This is a genomic window from Streptomyces sp. NPDC102259 (genome assembly GCF_044766465.1).
In the GTDB taxonomy this organism is placed as follows: Bacteria; Actinomycetota; Actinomycetes; order Streptomycetales; family Streptomycetaceae; genus Streptomyces.
The window spans coordinates 1-16294 of the sequence record NZ_JBIWMA010000009.1; the positions used below are offsets into that span (position 1 = coordinate 1).

The window sequence follows — 16294 nt, forward strand, 5'->3', positions numbered from 1 at the left end:
TCTCGACAGGTTCCACGGTCTCCAACTCCACGGCGGTGTCAGTCACTTGACGTCTCTCCCATGATCGTCGGATCCGCCGTTAGATTTACACTCCCGCATAGTAAGGAAGTCAGCCTTAGGGCCCGTCACGCGCTGGACGAATTCCTTAGTGGGTCTCTGCGTGAGCGGGTAAACACGAGGAGAGCGGCCGGAGGGATCAGGATATTCCAGCGAGGAAGGGGATTTCTGCGATTCGGCGAGGACGAGTATGTCTGCGTAACGCCGATCACGTGTCTGGAGTATCAGCTTTACATTGACGAAGGAGAAGTTGCGGAGTCCGTTATTCCGGACCATTGGGTCGAGGGAGTCTATCCTCAAGGGTGTGAGAGTCGCCCGGTAGCTGGAATACGGCCAGAGGTGGCGCGGGGATTCTGTCGTTGGGTTGAGAGACTCTATGACGATCAATGGAGCTACGATTTGCTTGAAAGTGAGCAAGCCAAGGACCCTGAGGTACTGAGTCGACTGAAATTGGATGGCTTGGGGGCTCTGGCAGTGCTGGATCGCGAGACGATAAGCGTCAAGTTCTTGGAGATTGATGGCTTTGAGCCGAATCTACAGATCCTGGTGGATCAAATCTTGCGCGATTGTCAGGCTGTAGAGTTTGTGGCGAACGATGAGCAGAGGGAATGCATTGCTGATGATGCAGGTCTTGATATAGCACATCAGTTGACTAAGGAGCGATTGTCGGCTGTATGGGATCGTAGTTCCAGAGAAAATCACAATCTTCTGGAAGCTTGGCAATTCGTCCGCGTTCTAGATCTTGGGGCGCTTCGGAGGCACGTAGAATCTGCGTGGCAGGAGGTTCTAACCTTCGCGTTCGGCCCAGAGCCTGCGTTGACCAGGGAGTTGCGTTCCGACTTGGGCGCCGTGGTTCAAGCAATTGGGCAGGCTGTGGCAATCAGCTATTCGAGGGCCGCAGTAGCCCCCGTCAAGGAAGCTCCGCATCGAAATGAACGGCTATGTTGCCGATTGATGGCCCTGGCCGCCGCGAAAATTTGCCGCGAGCTTGCGGAGTCGTCCTTTCCTTTGCCGACGCCCGAAGCAGCAGGTCGGCGATCTTTCTTCTCCCGATTTGGTTCTGCTGACTGGGGCAGGCGCTCTGAGGGGCAAGATTTTCCAGAAGAGTCGACACGCAACGCGCAAAGTTTCGAATCTCTTGCGTCAGCCTTCGAGGCCGCCTACTGCTCTCTGGCAATCTTCGAGTCTCGGATCGGTGGATTCTCGGAAGCCTGGGAAGGGTTCGTCCTGGTAAGGAGAAGGCGAAGCCGTGATGTATATAATCAATTCGCGCCTGATCTGTATGAGGATGAAGTTGGCGTGACGCGGGTAATGTAGTGATCCTCAGCGTTCGCCAAATCCACGGTCTGTCGATACGACCTCACGCCCCAGCGGCATGAGCGAGATCGGGATCAGCTTCAGGTTGGCCCAACCGAACGGGATCCCGATGATCGACAGGAACAGCGGAATGCTCGTGACCAGGTGAGCCAAGGCCAGCCACCACCCCGCGAAGATCACCCAGATCACGTTCCCGATGAACGATCCCGCTCCAGCGTCCCGCCGATCCACAGTGGTGCGGCCGAACGGCCAGATGACGAAGCCGGCGATGCGTAGGGACGCGATGCCAAAGGGGATGGTGATGATCAAGACGAAGCAGATCAGCGCCGCGATCAGGTAGCCGATCGCCATCCAGATTCCACAGAACACGAGCCAGATGATGTTCAACAGCAGGTTGAAGAGCTTCATGGTCGGTACCTCTCCAGGTCGGTCCATTGGCATGCCTGCTCTCACCAGTATCAGCCGGTCAGGCGTTCAGGCGGAACCGCAGCGCCCTTGTAGCGTGATCGAGAACCCTTGGGGACGATCCCGTTCGGCATCGCTGCCTTCCGCATCGGCGTCTACGCCCTCTGGCCCTTCGGCTACACGACGATCGAGCGTCGTGACGCGGGCGCGCCCTCCTGCCTCGGCAACGTGCTCTGGCTGGTCCTCGCCGGTTGGTGGCTGGCCATCGGGCACATCGTCACCGGCCTCCTTCTCTGCCTGACCATCATCGGCATCCCGTTCGGCATCGCGAACTTCAAACTGATTCCGGTCTCGCTGTTCCCGCTGGGCCGCGAAATCGTGCCCACGGACCAGCCCTTCGCGGCGCGCTGACGGGCCGGGCCCGATCCGCCCGTCGCCCACAACCCGTCAGTGACCCAGCAGACCGCCGCCGGACGGCAGACCGCCGCCCCTCGGTTGTCCACAGGCGGGGGGTTGTCCACAGGCCGGCCCGGTTGTCAGTGGCGGCGCGCATCATGAACGCATGACCGAGAACGAGCAGTTGTGGGCAGGGGTGGCGGCCAAGGCGGCCACCACCCGCCCCTGGGGTTGGCCTTCGCTCCCCGACCCCGTGGACGCGGCCATCGTGGCCCGCGCCGAGGCCGCCCTCGGCTTCCGCCTGCCACCACTGCTCGCCGACCTCTACCTGCGTATAGGGGACGGCGGATTCGGCCCGGAGTACGGCCTGCTGCCCCTGCTCGACAGCTCTCCGGCCGGTGAACCCGCCGCCGTCACCCAGTACCTCGCCTATCGCGAAAGCGGTCGCGAAGACCCCGACTGGCCCTGGCCCGAGGGCGTCCTGCCGATATCCCACTGGGGCTGCGCGATGTACGCATGCGTGGACTGTCGTTCCCCGCAGGCGACGGTCCTGCTCTTCGAACCGAACCCCGGCGACCCCGACCACGCCTGGTTCGTCGACGCCCCCAGCCTCACCGCCTGGCTGCACGCCTGGGTCGACGGCACGGGCTGGTACGACACCCTGGACGACGCCCTGGAACCGACCCCCTGGACCGAGTTCCGCATACGCACGGCGGCGTCCGGGGCGACGAGGTCGTAGCGGCCTGCTGACACGCACCCGTCGCCCGGGGCGCCGCCGCGCCGGCTCCGTAGCGGCCCCGGTACGGCTAGCGCGCGCCCGCCCGGCGCCGCCGTACCCCGTAAGCGAGCACGCCCACCGCCAGCACCCCCGCCCCCACGACCACCGAGGTCCTCGGCAGTGCGAACGCGAGGACCACGCAGCCCAGGAGCCCCACCGCGGGCAGCACCCGCTTCGCCGAGGCCGGATCGAGCGTCCAGGCCGACGCGTTGGCCACCGCGTAGTACGTCAACACACCGAAGGAGGAGAACCCGATCGCGCCGCGGACGTCCACCGTGGCGGCCAGGACCGCGACCACCGCGCCCACGGTGAGCTCGGCCCGGTGCGGTACCTGGAAGCGTGGATGTACGGCGGCCAGGGCGCCCGGCAGATGCCGGTCCCGGGCCATGGCCAAGGTCGTACGTGAGACGCCCAGGACGAGGGCGAGGAGCGAGCCCAGCGCCGCCACGGCGGCCCCGATCCGTACCACCGGCACCAGCCCGGGCACCCCCGCCGCCCGCACCGCGTCGGCCAACGGAGCCGCCGCCCGTCCGAGATCGCCCGACCCCAGCACGGAAAGGACGGCGACCGCCACACACGCGTACACGACCAGAGCGATCCCCAGGGCCAGGGGGATCGCGCGGGGGATGGTGCGCGCCGGGTCACGCACCTCCTCGCCCAGGGTCGCGATGCGCGCGTACCCGGCGAAGGCGAAGAACAGCAGACCGGCGGCCGTCAGCACTCCGCCGACGCCCCCGGAGACCCCGACGTCCAGCCGCCCGTCGTCGGACGCGCCGGACCCCAGGCACACGACCACCACGGAAGCGAGGACCGCCAGGACCACCGCCACGATCGCCCGCGTCAGCAGGGCCGACTTCTGGACGCCGCCGTAGTTCACCGCGGTCAGGGCCACCACGGCCGCGACCGCCATCGCGTGCGCCTGCTCCGGCCAGACGTACGCCCCGACCGTCAGAGCCATCGCCGCACAGGAGGCCGTCTTCCCGACCACGAACGACCAGCCCGCCAGATACCCCCAGAACGCGCCGAGCCGCTCGCGCCCGTACACGTACGTGCCGCCCGAGGCCGGATACAGGGCGGCGAGTCGCGCCGACGCCATGGCGTTGCAGTAGGCGACCAGTGCGGCGAGCGCGAGTCCGAGCAGCAGCCCGGAGCCCGCGGCCTGCGCGGCGGGAGCGAGCGCGGCGAAGACGCCGGCACCGATCATCGAGCCGAGCCCGATGACCACGGCGTCGCCGACGCCCAGCGTTCGCCGCAGCTCGGCGCGTGGTCCGGACTGTGTCATGGGCCGCAGCCTACTGAGCGACGGAACCACCGGGTGCCGTCGGGACGTCGTTCTCATCAACACGACCCGAACCGCGTGCGACGTAGGACGCGGGGCGCGACGGAAACGAGCACAGCCCGTCCGGAGCGAGCGACATCACAGTGCCCGGACAGCGCGGGCACAGCACGGAAGGGCAGGTTCAGGGCATGAGCATCATCAGCTGGATCATCCTGGGGTTGTTGGCCGGAGTCATTGCCAAGGTCCTGCTGCCGGGTCGCGACCCGGGCGGCTTCATCGGCACGACCCTCATCGGCGTCGCGGGCGCGTTCATCGGCGGCTGGATATCGGCCCGCTGGCTGGACCACCCCATCACCAAGGACTTCTACGACGGCGCGACCTGGGCCGCGGCGATCGGCGGTTCGCTGGTGCTGCTGATCGTCTATCGCCTGCTGTTCGGCAACTCGCGCGACTGAGCGCCCCTGCGGCGGGCCAGACGAGAAGGGGTGGGCACCCGACAGGGGCCCACCCTTGCTCGTGGCCGTCCGGCTCGAGTCCGTCCGCCGGCCGTCCGGTCGGTCGTCCGCGTCCGCCCGGTCGTCCGCCCGGTCCTTCGGTCGACTACCGGTAGTTCACGAACTGAAGAGCGAAGTCGAAGTCCTGGCCCTTGAGCAGCGTGATGACGGTCTGGAGGTCGTCACGGCTCTTGGAGCTGACACGCAGTTCCTCGCCCTGCACCTGGGCCTTCACGCCCTTGGGGCCCTCGTCGCGGATGAGCTTCGCGACCTTCTTCGCGTTGTCCTGGGAGATGCCCTCCTTGATCTCCGCGAAGAGCTTGTACTCCTTGCCGGAGAGCTGGGGCTCGCCCGCCTCCAGCGCCTTGAGGGAGATCCCGCGCTTGATCAGCTTGGACTGGAAGACGTCGAGGACGGCGTTCACACGGTCCTCGGAGTTCGCCTCCATCAGGATCTTGTCACCGGACCACGAGATCGAGGCGCCGACGCCCTTGAAGTCGTAGCGCTGCGAGATCTCCTTGGCGGCCTGGTTGAGGGCGTTGTCGACCTCCTGCCGCTCGACCTTCGAGACGATGTCGAAACTGGAGTCGGCCATGTCCTGTGGCTCCTTGTATCGGGGTGCGTGGCAAGTGCGTATCGGCGTGCGTGGGGGCGACCGCCGAGCCCGGCGTGATCCCGGGCCGCATCCGCACAAGCCTAGTCACCCCGCTCCCTCCGGTAGGCGAGGAATCAGGTGGCGAAGCACCCCTGGGCATCGGGTATCGTTTACGTCGTTGCCAGGGAGCGCCGCCGAAAAGCGGTTCGAACAGGCAGCAAGCCCGGCGGTGTGCCCGAGCGGCCAAAGGGAGCAGACTGTAAATCTGCCGGCTCAGCCTACCCAGGTTCGAACCCTGGCGCCGCCACGCTGAGAGAAGGAACCCCTCCGAACTGCGGAAACGCAGGGCGGAGGGGTTTTTTCGTGTGCGGGGAGAACCTTGGACCGCGGCGTGCCTCACCTTCCTTCGGCGGAGTCTTCCGGGGGTTCGGAGGTTTCCGGCGAGGGGGTCTTCGCCGCTCTTTTCACCTCTGCCTCGATGTCGTTGCGTGGCCTGTTCTCGTCCTTGGCGTGTTCGGTCACCGCGGCCTGTACGTCGCGGGCGAGGTCGCGCCAGGCGCGCCAGGCGGTTTCGTAGGTGTCGGTCTGGATCTCCGGCCAGGGGGTGGCCGTGGGTGCGCCGTACGTGTCCCGCAGCGCTTCGACCCTCGCGTGTGCCTCGTCGGCCGCGCGTTGCTTCTCCACGAGTTCCTCGAAGGTATGTGCCACGTGTACGGATGCTACGAAGGTGATCGCACTTCCGCGCGGCGAGCGGGGCGCGTCCCGCCGTGGGATACCCGCGTGGCCCACTGGGGCAGACTGACCACATGTCCAGCGCGTCCAGCCGTCGTAGAACCTGCCCCGTATGCCGTCGCGAGATCGCCGTCGTCGCCGGACGGTTCGCCCGGCACGACCCGCCGGGTGCGCGCGGAACCGGGGATCTCGTCTCCTGCCCCGGCTCGCGCAGTGCGGCACAACTGGGCGCGGCCCAGCCGTCGTTGGACGGGTATGTGGTTCCGGAGTTTCCGGGGCAGCTGCCCCTCTTCTAGCGGGTGGGGTTCCTCAGTTCCCCGCCACCGCCTTGACCGCCACCGCTACCGGCGCCGACCCGCTGATGAGCTCCAGGGTGAGACCTGACGTCGCCGGGGTGTCCACCAGCTCGGCCAGCACGGCGGCCACGTCGTCGCGCGGGACGGAGCCGCGGCCCGTACGGGCCTCCAGACGGACCAGACCGGTGCCGGGGTCGTCCGTCAGCGCGCCGGGGCGCAGGATCGTCCAGTCGAGGGAGTCCAGGCTCTGCACGTACGCGTCCGCCTCGCCCTTGGCGCGCAGATAGACGTCGAAGATCTCGTCGCCCTGATGTCCGGGGTCCGCGCCCATGGACGACACGACCACGAAGCGCCGTACGCCCGCCCGGACCGCCGCGTCCGCGAACAGGACCGCCGCTCCCTTGTCCACGGTGTTCTTGCGGCCCACCCCGCTGCCCGGGCCGGCACCCGCCGCGAACACCGCCGCGTCCGCGCCGCGCAGCCGCTCCGCGACCGCCTCGACGGACGCCGACTCGAGGTCCAGGACGACCGGTTCGGCGCCGGCCGCCCGCAGGTCGTCGCCCTGTTCGGGCTTGCGGATGATCCCCGCGACCTCGTTCCCGCGCGCGGCGAGCAGGCGCTCCAGCCGCAGCGCGATCTGACCATGACCACCAGCGATGACAATGCGCATGCTTCCGACCGTACGCCCGGACAACCGCATCCGCCGCATGACTTCACCCGGGACCCGGCCCGGCTCCACCCAACTCCCCGTACCGTCCCCGATGTCCTACGACAGTCCGCCTCGTCCCTGCCTCGGCAGGCCCCACTCCGGGGCGGCCGTCGAGCCGCGGTATTCGCGGACCGCGCTCGTGCGGGCCACCACGCGGCCCTGGTGGATCACGATCCTGCTGTACGCCAGGGACAGGGCGCCCGCCAGTCGGTCCCCGCGGACGGCCAGGAGGTCGGCCGGGAAGCCCGCCTCCACCCGGACCTCGGGGAGGCCCAGCGCGGCCCGCGCGGACGTGCTCACGGCGTCGTAGGCGTCCTCGGCACGCAGACCGTGGCGGGAGGCGAGCAGGTAGGCCGCCTCCAGGGGGTCGCCGCGGCCGACCGGGTTGGAGACGTCCCGCAACGCCCCGCTGCCCGCCGCGACCCGTACGCCCGCCGCGCGCAACAGCCGTACGGGCGCCGCGTCCCGGTGGTCGACGGTGCCGCAGCCGCCCTGGGGGAGGCAGATCACCGTCACGCCGGAGGCGGCGAGTTGGTCGGCGGTGCGGGTGGCCGCTTCGGCGGGGAGATCGTCGAGGCCGCCGCAGGGGCTCAGGGTGACGCCGGGGCGCAGGCCGCCGGCCATCGCGGCGAGGCGGGCGAGGCGGGCCGGGTCGGCGGCGTCGGTGTGCAGGTCGACGGGGCAGCCGTGTTCGGAGGCGACCTCCAGGACGGTCTCCACGTAGCCCGTCGGGTCGGGGTCCAGGTCCGGGCAGCCGCCCACCGCCGAGGCGCCCATCTTCACGGCGTCCCGCAGCATCGCGAGCCCGTCCGCCCCGGCCGCCCCGGTCAGTACCCGGGGCATCGCCACCGCCGTCAGTTCGGCCAGCCCGCGCAGCGAACGCCGGGCCTGCAGGACGGCGGCCAGCGCGCCGAGGCCCTGGACGTCGCCCACGTGCACGTGGGCGCGCAGCGCCGTCGCGCCGTGGCCCAGTTGCAGCAGCGCGGCTTCCGTGGCACGGCGCTGGACGTCCTCGGGGGCGTACGAGACCGGGCCGTCGGCGTCGGCCGTGAGCGCGGTGTCGGCGTGCGCGTGCGGCTCGGCGGGGGCGGGGAGCAGGAGGTAGCCGCAGAGGTCCACGCGCGTGCCGCCGCGGGCGGGGCCGGTCGTCAGGCTGCCCGCCGTGCCGACCGCCTCGATGCGCCCGCGGCCCAGCCGTACGTCCACGGTCCGGCCGTCCGTCAGGCGCGCCCCGCAGAGCAGGAGGGCGGCCGGGTCCGGCGAACCTCCCGAGGCGCCGGACGAGGACGACGGCCAAGGGGGCGGCTGCGGCTGGCTGTCGGGCATCGCGCTCCAGGGGCTCGGCTCGGGACTGCGCGGGGACGCGGATGACGCGGGTGACGCGGGGGACACGCGGTCGCGGGACGCAAGATCACGCAGAGTGCGTCGAGCCTAGGACGGCGTTTCGGCGCGAGCGGGGAGGAGCGCAATAGTCGTACCGGTGTGGTCCGGTGTGCGCGAGGGGCTCGGGAGGCTGCTGGGACCTTGGGAAATGGGCCCTCGGGCGGTCCCGGGAGGCCTCGCGAAACGGATTTGGGTGAAGGGCTGCGGACCGTGTAATGTCTTCATCGCTCGCCCCAATAGCTCAGTCGGTAGAGCGTCTCCATGGTAAGGAGAAGGTCTACGGTTCGATTCCGTATTGGGGCTCTGGTGGGTGAGGTTCCCGTCGCAAGGCGGGACCTGATCCCATCAAAGCGGTGTAGCTCAGTCGGTAGAGCAAGCGGCTCATAATCGCTGTGTCACCGGTTCAAGTCCGGTCACCGCTACTGACAGTAGCCGATTGCGGGGTCGGTCCTTCGATCGGCTACTCTTTCATGCGTAATACGTCCCATCCGTTCGTCAAGGAGCACTCCTGTGGCTGCCACCGACGTCCGCCCGAAGATCACGCTGGCCTGCGTGGAGTGCAAGGAGCGGAACTACATCACCAAGAAGAACCGGCGTAACAACCCGGATCGAATGGAGATGAAGAAGCACTGCCCGCGTTGCAACGCGCACACCGCGCACCGCGAAACGCGATAAATCAGGCTCGTATGCGAGGCCGTCCCCGAGTGATCGGGGGCGGCCTCGTGTCGTTGAACGACCTGTACCGGTCAGTAGAGCAACGCTGAGCGGCACAGTGACAAGCAGCAGAGCAACCAGGAGGTGCCGAGGCCATGGCGCTCGACCAGTCCTTCGTCGGGCGGGTCTACCCGCCCACCGATCCCTATGAGGTCGGTCGGGAGAAGATCCGCGAGTTCGCCGAGGCCGTGGGCGACGCCAACCCGGCGTACACCGACCCGGACGCCGCCAAGGCGCTCGGGTACGCCGATGTGATCGCGCCGCCGACCTTCGTGTTCTCGATCACCTTCAAGGCGGCGGGACAGGTCGTCCAGGACCCTCAGCTGGGCCTCGACTACAGCCGAGTGGTGCACGGCGACCAGAAGTTCGCCTACCGGCGCCCGGTGCGGGCCGGCGACCGGCTCACGGTCACCTCGACCATCGAGGCGGTCAAGTCCATGGCGGGCAACGACATCCTGGACATCCGTGGCGAGGTCCACGACGAGAGCGGCGAGCACGTCGTGACCGCCTGGACCAAGCTCGTCGCCCGCGCGGCGGAGCCGGCGGAATCCGTGGACGCCACGGACGGGAAGGCGTGAGGAACCGATGACGGCGAAGATCGCTTACGACGACGTGGAGGTCGGCACCGAACTGCCGGCCCAGTCCTTCCCTGTGAACCGCGCCACGCTGGTGCAGTACGCGGGCGCCTCCGGGGACTTCAACCCCATCCACTGGAACGAGAAGTTCGCCCAGGAGGTGGGTCTGCCGGACGTCATCGCGCACGGCATGTTCACCATGGCCGAGGCGATCCGCGTCGTCACCGACTGGACCGGCGACCCGGGCGCGGTCGTCGACTACGGCGTCCGCTTCACCAAGCCGGTCGTCGTCCCGAACGACGACCGGGGCGCCGTGATCGAGGTCACCGGCAAGGTGGCTGCCAAGCTCGGCGACAACACTGTGCGGGTCGACCTGACCGTGACGAGTGGTGGGCTGAAGGTCCTCGGGATGTCCCGGGCGGTCGTACGGCTGGCCTGATCGCGAAGCGGCAGACGAAGTAAGGGGCGCTCTCCATGGGGAGGCGTCCCTTACGCGTTGCCGCACCTTGACGTAGTTAGTGATTAAGTACTAACTTGGTCGCATGGTCAGGATGAGCGCAGACGAGAGGCGCGAGAGCGTCATCCGCGCGGCGGAGAGCGAGTTCGCCCGTGGCGGCTATCACGGCACCTCCACCGAGGTGATCGCCAAGCGGGTGGGTGTCTCGCAGCCGTATCTCTTCCGACTCTTCCCGGGCAAGAAAGCGATCTTCCTCGCGGCGGCCGAGCGCTGCATGGACGACACCATCCGTATGTTCGAGGAGGCCGCCGAGGGGCTGGAGGGCGAAGAGGCCCTGCACGCCATGGCGAACGCGTACGTCAAGGTCATCGCGGAGCAGCCCGAACGGCTGATGATGCAGATGCAGATGTACGTCGCGGTGGCCGCCGCGGAGGCGGAGGGAGACCGGGCGTTCGGCGAGGCCGTGCGGGCCGGGTGGATGCGGCTCTGGGACACCGTCCATCTGCCGCTCGGTGCCGACGTGAACGAGACGACGACCTTCATGGCGTACGGCATGCTCATCAACTGCCTGGTGGCCATGGGGTTCCCGCCCGAGCACCGGGTCTGGGAGGGGCTGTATCCGTCGGCTCGCTTCAAGGGCCGACTGGAGAAGTAGCGCGGGCGAGGCGGTTCGGCGCACCGTCGCCTCCGGCAGATGCTTCTGGTGTGCTTTCGGTGGACGCCATTTTTATGTGCGCAAAAGTTAGTCATCAATTACTAATTGAAGTCAGATCACCCGCTGGGGGAGCGATGTCACAGCAGACAGCACGTCGCGGGGGAGCCGTCTGGGCCCTCGTCATCACCAGCGTCGCCGGATTCATGGCGGCCCTCGACAACCTCGTCGTCACCACCGCCCTGCCGTCCATCCGCAAGGATCTCGGCGGCGGGCTGGGCGACCTCGAATGGACCGTGAGCGCCTACACGCTCACCTTCGCCGTGCTGCTCATGTTCGGCGCGGCGCTCGGCGACCGGTTCGGCCGTCGGCGGATGTTCATCGCCGGGCTCACCGTCTTCACCGCCGCCTCCGCCGCCGCGGCCATGGCGCCCGGCATCGGCTCCCTCATCGCCGCCCGCGCGGTCCAGGGCGTCGGCGCCGCCGTCATGATGCCGCTGACGCTCACCCTGCTCACAGCCGCCGTGCCCGCCGCGAAGCGCGGGATGGCCTACGGCATCTGGGGAGCCGTCAACGGGCTCGCGGTCGCCTCCGGGCCGCTCATCGGAGGCAGCCTCACCGAACACGTGTCCTGGCACTGGATCTTCTGGCTGAACGTTCCGCTGGGTCTCGCCCTGCTGCCGCTCGCCCGGCTGCGTCTCGCCGAGTCCCACGGCACCGGTGCCCCGCTCGACTTCCCCGGCACCCTGCTCGCCAGCGGTGGCCTCTTCGGGGTCGTCTACGGCCTGGTGCGCGGGCCGGCCGACGGCTGGACCAGCCCGCTCGTGCTGACCGGTCTGTTCGCGGGCGCCGTCCTGCTCGTCGGGTTCGTCCTGCACGGGCTGCGGGCCAAGAACCCCATGCTGCCGATGCGCCTCTTCCGGTCCCGCGCCTTCGCGGGGATCAACGCGGCGAGCCTGCTGATGTTCCTCGGGATGTTCGGCTCGATCTTCCTGCTCAGCCAGTACATGCAGGGCGTCCTCGGCTACTCGCCCACCGAGGCGGGCCTGCGGATGCTGCCCTGGACCGGTATGCCGATGCTCGTCGCGCCGATCGCCGGCATCCTCTCCGACCGTGTCGGAGGCCGGCCGGTCGTCGCCACCGGGCTCTTCCTCCAGGCCGCCGGACTCGGCTGGATGGCCGCCGTGGCGACCGTCGACGCCTCCTACGCCGTCCAGCTGCCCGGCCTGATCGTCAGCGGCATCGGCATGGCGCTGTTCTTCGCCCCGGCCTCCAACCTGGTGATGTCCAGCGTCCGACCGCAGGAACAGGGGATCGCCTCCGGCGCCAACAACGCGCTGCGGGAGGTCGGCGGGGCCCTCGGTATCGCGATCATGGCGTCGATCTTCTCGGCGCAGGGCGGCTACGAGTCCGGCCCGGCCTTCGTCGACGGACTGCGACCCGCGCTGGTCACGGGCTCGGCCGTGGTGGCCCTCGCCGGGATCGCCGCCCTGCTGATACCGGCCCGGCGGGGAGCGGACCTCGCGACGTCGGACTCCGAGGCGGAGCCTGAGACGGCCTCCAAGGCGGACTCCGAGGCGGCGCCCGTGCTGGAGCCCGCCGCCCGCTGAGGCACACGGCACATGAGGTGCCCGGATTCGTCCGGCACGCGCGCGTACGGTCCCGTCCACCTCGGTGGGGCCGTACGCGCGCGTGCCGGGTCGGGTGGGCGGGGGATCGGGCGGTCGGAGCCGGGGGAGGGCGGGGCTGTCGGTGGTGTCTCGTAGGCTTGGGCGCGTGCAGGAACTCCACGATGCCCCGCTCGCCCCGCTGACCACCTTCCGGCTGGGCGGTCCCGCCACCAGGCTGGTGACCGCGACGACCGACGCCGAGGTGGTCGCCGCCGTGCGCCAGGCCGACGCCGACGGTACGCCGCTGCTGATCGTCGGCGGTGGCTCGAACCTCGTCATCGGCGACAAGGGCTTCGAGGGCACCGCCCTGCGGATCGCCACGCGCGGCTGCGAACTCGTCGGGACACGCCTGGAGCTGGCCGCGGGCGAGATCTGGACCGACGCCGTCGCCCGCACGGTGGAGGCCGGGCTGGCCGGCGTCGAGTGCCTGGCCGGCATCCCCGGCTCGGCCGGCGCGACGCCGATCCAGAACGTCGGGGCGTACGGCCAGGAGGTCTCCACGACGATCACCGAGGTGATCGCCTACGACCGCCGGGCGGGCGAGACGGTCGCGCTCACCAACGAGGAGTGCGCCTTCTCCTACCGGCACAGCCGCTTCAAGGCCGACCCCGAGCGCTATGTCGTCCTGCGCGTCCGCTTCGAACTCGAGGACGCGGGCGGACTGTCGGCGCCCCTGAAGTACGCCGAGACGGCACGCGCGCTGGGCGTCGGGCCCGGGGACCGGGTGCCGCTCGCCGAGGCCCGCGAGACCGTGCTGAAGCTGCGCGCCGGGAAGGGCATGGTCCTCGACCCCGAGGACCACGACACCTGGTCGGCCGGCTCCTTCTTCACCAACCCGATCCTCACCGACGCCGACTACGCCGTGTTCCACGCGCGCGTGAAGGAGCGGCTGGGCGACGGCGCGGAGCCGCCCGCCTACCCGGCGGGGGAGGGGCACATCAAGACCTCCGCGGCCTGGCTGATCGACAAGGCGGGCTTCACCAAGGGGTACGGCAGTGGGCCCGCCCGTATCTCCACCAAGCACACCCTCGCCCTCACCAACCGCGGCGCGGCCACCACGGAGGACCTGCTGGCGCTGGCCCGCGAGGTCGTGGCCGGGGTACGCGAGGCCTTCGGGGTCACGCTGGTCAACGAGCCCGTGATGGTGGGCGCCGGGCTCTAGCCGGCCCAGGGCTCGTACGCCAGCCAGTCGTCGATGCCCGCCAGTAGCTTCGCCCTGACGTCCTCCGGTGCCGCGGATCCCCGTACCGACTGCCGGGCCAGTTCCGCCAACTCCTCGTCCGTGAAGGCGTGGTGGCGGCGGGCGATGTCGTACTGGGCCGCCAGACGGGAGCCGAACAGCAGCGGGTCGTCGGCGCCCAGGGCCATCGGCACCCCGGCCTCGAAGAGCGTCCGCAGCGGCACGTCCTCCGGCTTCTCGTACACCCCCAGCGCCACGTTCGACGCCGGGCACACCTCGCAGGTCACGCCCCGGTCGGCGAGCCTCTTCATCAGCCGCGGGTCCTCGGCCGCGCGCACCCCGTGCCCCAGCCGGTTCGCGTCCAGGTCGTCCAGGCAGTCACGGACGGACGAGGGGCCGGTCAACTCGCCGCCGTGCGGGGCGGACAGCAGCCCGCCCTCCCGCGCGATCGCGAAGGCCCGGTCGAAGTCCCTCGCCATGCCCCGGCGTTCGTCGTTCGACAGCCCGAAACCGACCACTCCCCGGTCGGCGTACCGCACGGCCAGCCGGGCCAGTGTGCGGGCGTCCAGCGGGTGCTTCATCCGGTTCGCCGCGACCAGTACCCGCATGCCGAGCCCGGTGTCGCGCGAGGCCGTCTCCACCGCGTCCAGGATGACCTCCAGCGCCGGGATCAGCCCGCCCAGCCGGGGCGCGTACGACGTCGGGTCCACCTGGATCTCCAGCCAGCCCGAGCCGTCCTTCAGGTCCTCCTCGGCGGCCTCCCGCACCAGCCGCTGGATGTCCTCCGGCTCCCGTAGGCACGACCGCGCCGCGTCGTACAGGCGCTGGAAGCGGAACCAGCCCCGTTCGTCCGTGGCCCGCAGCTTCGGCGGCTCCCCGCTGGTCAGCGCCTCGGTCAGCGCCTCCGGCAGGTGCACGCCGTACTTGTCGGCCAGTTCCAGCACGGTGGTGGCCCGCATCGACCCGGTGAAGTGCAGGTGCAGATGGGCTTTCGGCAGCTCAGAGACATCACGTACACGCTCCATTCCAGGATCCTGCCGTACCTTCCGGTCGTCCCGGTAGCGCTTTCCCCGATCGTGGTCTTGCTCGCACTCAGACTCGAAGAAAGTGCGGGCACGAAAAGGGGGACGCGAAGAGGCGGGCATGGGGGACGCGAAGAGGCGGACATGAGGAAGCGGGCCGCCTCCCCTGGGGGAGACGGCCCGCGCGCGTGAGGACGAGGACGTCAGTCCCTGGCCTCCGCCAGCAGCTTCTGGATGCGGCTCACGCCCTCGACGAGGTCCTCGTCGCCCAGCGCGTACGACAGCCGCAGATAGCCCGGGGTGCCGAAGGCCTCACCCGGGACCACCGCGACCTCCGCCTCCTCCAGGATGAGCGCGGCCAGCTCGACCGAGTCCTGCGGACGCCTGCCGCGGATCTCCTTGCCGAGCAGCGCCTTCACGGACGGGTACGCGTAGAACGCGCCCTCGGGCTCCGGGCAGAGGACGCCGTCGATCTCGTTCAGCATCCGCACGATGGTCTTGCGGCGGCGGTCGAAGGCCTCGCGCATCGTCTCGACGGCCGACAGATCACCGGAGACGGCGGCCAGCGCGGCGATCTGCGCCACGTTGGAGACGTTCGAGGTGGCGTGCGACTGGAGGTTCGTGGCGGCCTTGACGACATCCTTCGGGCCGATGATCCATCCCACCCGCCAGCCGGTCATCGCGTACGTCTTCGCGACGCCGTTGACCACGATGCACTTGTCGCGCAGCTCGGGGAGGATCCCCGGCAGCGAGGTGAACTTCGCGTCGCCGTAGACGAGGTGTTCGTAGATCTCGTCCGTCATCACCCACAGGCCGTGCTCGACGGCCCAGCGGCCGATCGCCTCGGCGTCCTCGGCGTTGTAGACCGCGCCGGTCGGGTTGGACGGGGAGACGAAGAGCACGACCTTCGTGTTCTCCGTGCGGGCCGCCTCCAGCTGCTCGACCGAGACCCGGTAACCGGTCGTCTCGTCGGCCACGACCTCCACCGGGACGCCGCCGGCCAGCCGGATGGACTCCGGGTACGTCGTCCAGTACGGCGCCGGCACGATGACCTCGTCGCCCGGGTCGAGGATCGCGGCGAAGGCGTTGTAGATCGCCTGCTTGCCGCCGTTGGTGATCAGGATCTGCGAGGCGTCCACCTCGTAGCCCGAGTCACGCAGCGTCTTCGCGGCGATCGCGGCCTTCAGCTCAGGGAGACCACCGGCCGGCGTATAGCGGTGGTACTTCGGGTTCTTGCAGGCCTCGACGGCCGCCTCGACGACATAGTCCGGGGTCGGGAAGTCGGGTTCACCCGCGCCGAAGCCGATCACCGGACGCCCGGCGGCCTTCAGGGCCTTGGCCTTGGCGTCCACGGCAAGGGTGGCGGACTCGGAGATCGCGCCGACGCGGGCGGAGACCCGGCGCTCGGTGGGAGGGATTGCAGCGCTCATGGCACCTATGGTTTCAGACCGGAAACCGGCCCGGCACATGGGTTTCACGGACTGGTCAGCCGACTGAACATCAGAGTGATTCCGATCAAGGCCGCTTTCCGTTCGACGAGGCGCTCAAGACCACGTACACTCACACGTCGTTGGCCTTCGACA

19 protein-coding genes and 3 tRNA genes are annotated in these 16294 nt (G+C 69.3%); 14 read left to right on the forward strand and 8 right to left on the reverse strand.

The window, feature by feature from the left end:
- Positions 1-456: 456 nt before the first annotated feature.
- A complete protein-coding gene (locus ACIRPU_RS21420) occupies positions 457-1374 on the forward strand; it encodes a hypothetical protein (RefSeq protein WP_403869521.1) in 918 nt (305 codons plus the stop codon).
- 6 nt (positions 1375-1380) lie between these two features.
- Here ACIRPU_RS21420 and ACIRPU_RS21425 read toward each other — a convergent pair whose 3' ends face one another.
- Positions 1381-1782, reverse strand: a complete 402-nt coding sequence (locus ACIRPU_RS21425) for a YccF domain-containing protein (protein ID WP_403869524.1) — start codon at positions 1780-1782, stop codon at positions 1381-1383.
- 108 nt (positions 1783-1890) lie between these two features.
- Between ACIRPU_RS21425 and ACIRPU_RS21430 the strand changes: the two genes are divergently transcribed.
- Both ACIRPU_RS21430 and ACIRPU_RS21435 read left to right on the forward strand, forming a co-directional pair.
- Positions 1891-2190, forward strand: coding sequence for a YccF domain-containing protein (locus ACIRPU_RS21430; protein ID WP_403869527.1), 300 nt, complete (start codon positions 1891-1893; stop codon positions 2188-2190).
- Between the two features lie 151 nt (positions 2191-2341).
- Positions 2342-2914: an SMI1/KNR4 family protein gene (locus tag ACIRPU_RS21435; protein WP_403869530.1), complete on the forward strand. Its 573-nt coding sequence runs from the start codon at positions 2342-2344 to the stop codon at positions 2912-2914.
- Positions 2915-2981: 67 nt separating this feature from the next.
- Here the strand turns inward: ACIRPU_RS21435 and ACIRPU_RS21440 are convergent, their stop codons facing one another.
- Positions 2982-4235 carry an APC family permease gene (locus tag ACIRPU_RS21440; protein WP_403869533.1) on the reverse strand — a complete coding sequence of 418 codons (1254 nt, stop codon included), beginning with the start codon at positions 4233-4235 and terminating at the stop codon, positions 2982-2984.
- A gap of 185 nt (positions 4236-4420) precedes the next feature.
- On the opposite strand from ACIRPU_RS21440, the gene ACIRPU_RS21445 reads away from it, so the two are divergent.
- Positions 4421-4687 carry a GlsB/YeaQ/YmgE family stress response membrane protein gene (locus ACIRPU_RS21445; protein WP_020132690.1) on the forward strand — a complete coding sequence of 89 codons (267 nt, stop codon included), beginning with the start codon at positions 4421-4423 and terminating at the stop codon, positions 4685-4687.
- A 145-nt stretch (positions 4688-4832) separates the two neighbouring features.
- Here the strand turns inward: ACIRPU_RS21445 and ACIRPU_RS21450 are convergent, their stop codons facing one another.
- Positions 4833-5321: a YajQ family cyclic di-GMP-binding protein gene (locus tag ACIRPU_RS21450; protein WP_355704917.1), complete on the reverse strand. Its 489-nt coding sequence runs from the start codon at positions 5319-5321 to the stop codon at positions 4833-4835.
- 225 nt (positions 5322-5546) lie between these two features.
- Here ACIRPU_RS21450 and ACIRPU_RS21455 point away from each other — a divergent pair.
- A tRNA-Tyr gene (locus ACIRPU_RS21455) sits at positions 5547-5628 on the forward strand.
- Positions 5629-5717: 89 nt separating this feature from the next.
- Here ACIRPU_RS21455 and ACIRPU_RS21460 read toward each other — a convergent pair.
- Positions 5718-6029 (reverse strand): hypothetical protein, encoded by a 312-nt coding sequence (locus ACIRPU_RS21460; protein ID WP_403869537.1) that lies wholly within the window; start codon positions 6027-6029, stop codon positions 5718-5720.
- Between the two features lie 98 nt (positions 6030-6127).
- On the opposite strand from ACIRPU_RS21460, the gene ACIRPU_RS21465 reads away from it, so the two are divergent.
- A complete protein-coding gene (locus tag ACIRPU_RS21465; RefSeq protein ID WP_403869539.1) occupies positions 6128-6349 on the forward strand; it encodes a hypothetical protein in 222 nt (73 codons plus the stop codon).
- Positions 6350-6362: 13 nt separating this feature from the next.
- Here the strand turns inward: ACIRPU_RS21465 and ACIRPU_RS21470 are convergent, their stop codons facing one another.
- Positions 6363-7019: an SDR family oxidoreductase gene (locus tag ACIRPU_RS21470; protein ID WP_403869542.1), complete on the reverse strand. Its 657-nt coding sequence runs from the start codon at positions 7017-7019 to the stop codon at positions 6363-6365.
- 96 nt (positions 7020-7115) lie between these two features.
- Positions 7116-8384, reverse strand: coding sequence for a hydrolase (locus ACIRPU_RS21475; RefSeq protein WP_403869545.1), 1269 nt, complete (start codon positions 8382-8384; stop codon positions 7116-7118).
- Between the two features lie 287 nt (positions 8385-8671).
- Between ACIRPU_RS21475 and ACIRPU_RS21480 the strand changes: the two genes are divergently transcribed.
- From ACIRPU_RS21480 to ACIRPU_RS21515, 8 genes are all read left to right on the forward strand, one after another.
- Positions 8672-8744: transfer RNA gene (locus tag ACIRPU_RS21480), tRNA-Thr, on the forward strand.
- Positions 8745-8790: 46 nt separating this feature from the next.
- Positions 8791-8863: transfer RNA gene (locus ACIRPU_RS21485), tRNA-Met, on the forward strand.
- 88 nt (positions 8864-8951) lie between these two features.
- On the forward strand, positions 8952-9116 hold the full coding sequence (rpmG, locus tag ACIRPU_RS21490) for a 50S ribosomal protein L33 (protein WP_018834916.1): 165 nt from the start codon (positions 8952-8954) through the stop codon (positions 9114-9116).
- A gap of 134 nt (positions 9117-9250) precedes the next feature.
- Complete coding sequence (locus ACIRPU_RS21495; protein ID WP_403869549.1) at positions 9251-9733, forward strand: MaoC family dehydratase N-terminal domain-containing protein; 483 nt, start codon at positions 9251-9253, stop codon at positions 9731-9733.
- Between the two features lie 7 nt (positions 9734-9740).
- Positions 9741-10169, forward strand: a complete 429-nt coding sequence (locus ACIRPU_RS21500; protein ID WP_403869552.1) for a MaoC family dehydratase — start codon at positions 9741-9743, stop codon at positions 10167-10169.
- A gap of 103 nt (positions 10170-10272) precedes the next feature.
- Positions 10273-10842: a TetR/AcrR family transcriptional regulator gene (locus ACIRPU_RS21505; protein ID WP_403869555.1), complete on the forward strand. Its 570-nt coding sequence runs from the start codon at positions 10273-10275 to the stop codon at positions 10840-10842.
- A gap of 134 nt (positions 10843-10976) precedes the next feature.
- The gene (locus ACIRPU_RS21510; RefSeq protein ID WP_403869557.1) at positions 10977-12449 is read left to right on the forward strand and encodes a DHA2 family efflux MFS transporter permease subunit; all 1473 of its coding nucleotides are present in this window, start codon (positions 10977-10979) and stop codon (positions 12447-12449) included.
- A 166-nt stretch (positions 12450-12615) separates the two neighbouring features.
- The gene (locus ACIRPU_RS21515) at positions 12616-13671 is read left to right on the forward strand and encodes a UDP-N-acetylmuramate dehydrogenase (RefSeq protein ID WP_403869560.1); all 1056 of its coding nucleotides are present in this window, start codon (positions 12616-12618) and stop codon (positions 13669-13671) included.
- On the opposite strand, the gene ACIRPU_RS21520 is transcribed toward ACIRPU_RS21515, so the two are convergent.
- Positions 13668-14714, reverse strand: a complete 1047-nt coding sequence (locus ACIRPU_RS21520) for an adenosine deaminase (protein WP_403869563.1) — start codon at positions 14712-14714, stop codon at positions 13668-13670. The two genes, ACIRPU_RS21515 and ACIRPU_RS21520, sit on opposite strands and share 4 nt — an antisense overlap.
- A gap of 200 nt (positions 14715-14914) precedes the next feature.
- Complete coding sequence (locus ACIRPU_RS21525) at positions 14915-16141, reverse strand: pyridoxal phosphate-dependent aminotransferase (protein WP_403869565.1); 1227 nt, start codon at positions 16139-16141, stop codon at positions 14915-14917.
- Positions 16142-16294: the final 153 nt, after the last annotated feature.

What these genes read in the sequence shown, in the direction of transcription:
- ACIRPU_RS21465 (WP_403869539.1), top strand. Translation starts at nt 6,128, where the DNA reads ATGTCCAGCGCGTCCAGCCGTCGTAGAACCTGCCCCGTATGCCGTCGC.
- ACIRPU_RS21510 (WP_403869557.1), top strand. Translation starts at nt 10,977, where the DNA reads ATGTCACAGCAGACAGCACGTCGCGGGGGAGCCGTCTGGGCCCTCGTC.
- ACIRPU_RS21500 (WP_403869552.1), top strand. Translation starts at nt 9,741, where the DNA reads ATGACGGCGAAGATCGCTTACGACGACGTGGAGGTCGGCACCGAACTG.
- ACIRPU_RS21505 (WP_403869555.1), top strand. Translation starts at nt 10,273, where the DNA reads ATGGTCAGGATGAGCGCAGACGAGAGGCGCGAGAGCGTCATCCGCGCG.
- ACIRPU_RS21445 (WP_020132690.1), top strand. Translation starts at nt 4,421, where the DNA reads ATGAGCATCATCAGCTGGATCATCCTGGGGTTGTTGGCCGGAGTCATT.
- ACIRPU_RS21495 (WP_403869549.1), top strand. Translation starts at nt 9,251, where the DNA reads ATGGCGCTCGACCAGTCCTTCGTCGGGCGGGTCTACCCGCCCACCGAT.
- ACIRPU_RS21425 (WP_403869524.1), bottom strand. Translation starts at nt 1,782, where the DNA reads ATGAAGCTCTTCAACCTGCTGTTGAACATCATCTGGCTCGTGTTCTGT.
- ACIRPU_RS21520 (WP_403869563.1), bottom strand. Translation starts at nt 14,714, where the DNA reads ATGGAGCGTGTACGTGATGTCTCTGAGCTGCCGAAAGCCCATCTGCAC.
- ACIRPU_RS21525 (WP_403869565.1), bottom strand. Translation starts at nt 16,141, where the DNA reads ATGAGCGCTGCAATCCCTCCCACCGAGCGCCGGGTCTCCGCCCGCGTC.
- ACIRPU_RS21435 (WP_403869530.1), top strand. Translation starts at nt 2,342, where the DNA reads ATGACCGAGAACGAGCAGTTGTGGGCAGGGGTGGCGGCCAAGGCGGCC.
- ACIRPU_RS21440 (WP_403869533.1), bottom strand. Translation starts at nt 4,235, where the DNA reads ATGACACAGTCCGGACCACGCGCCGAGCTGCGGCGAACGCTGGGCGTC.
- ACIRPU_RS21475 (WP_403869545.1), bottom strand. Translation starts at nt 8,384, where the DNA reads ATGCCCGACAGCCAGCCGCAGCCGCCCCCTTGGCCGTCGTCCTCGTCC.
- ACIRPU_RS21470 (WP_403869542.1), bottom strand. Translation starts at nt 7,019, where the DNA reads ATGCGCATTGTCATCGCTGGTGGTCATGGTCAGATCGCGCTGCGGCTG.
- ACIRPU_RS21450 (WP_355704917.1), bottom strand. Translation starts at nt 5,321, where the DNA reads ATGGCCGACTCCAGTTTCGACATCGTCTCGAAGGTCGAGCGGCAGGAG.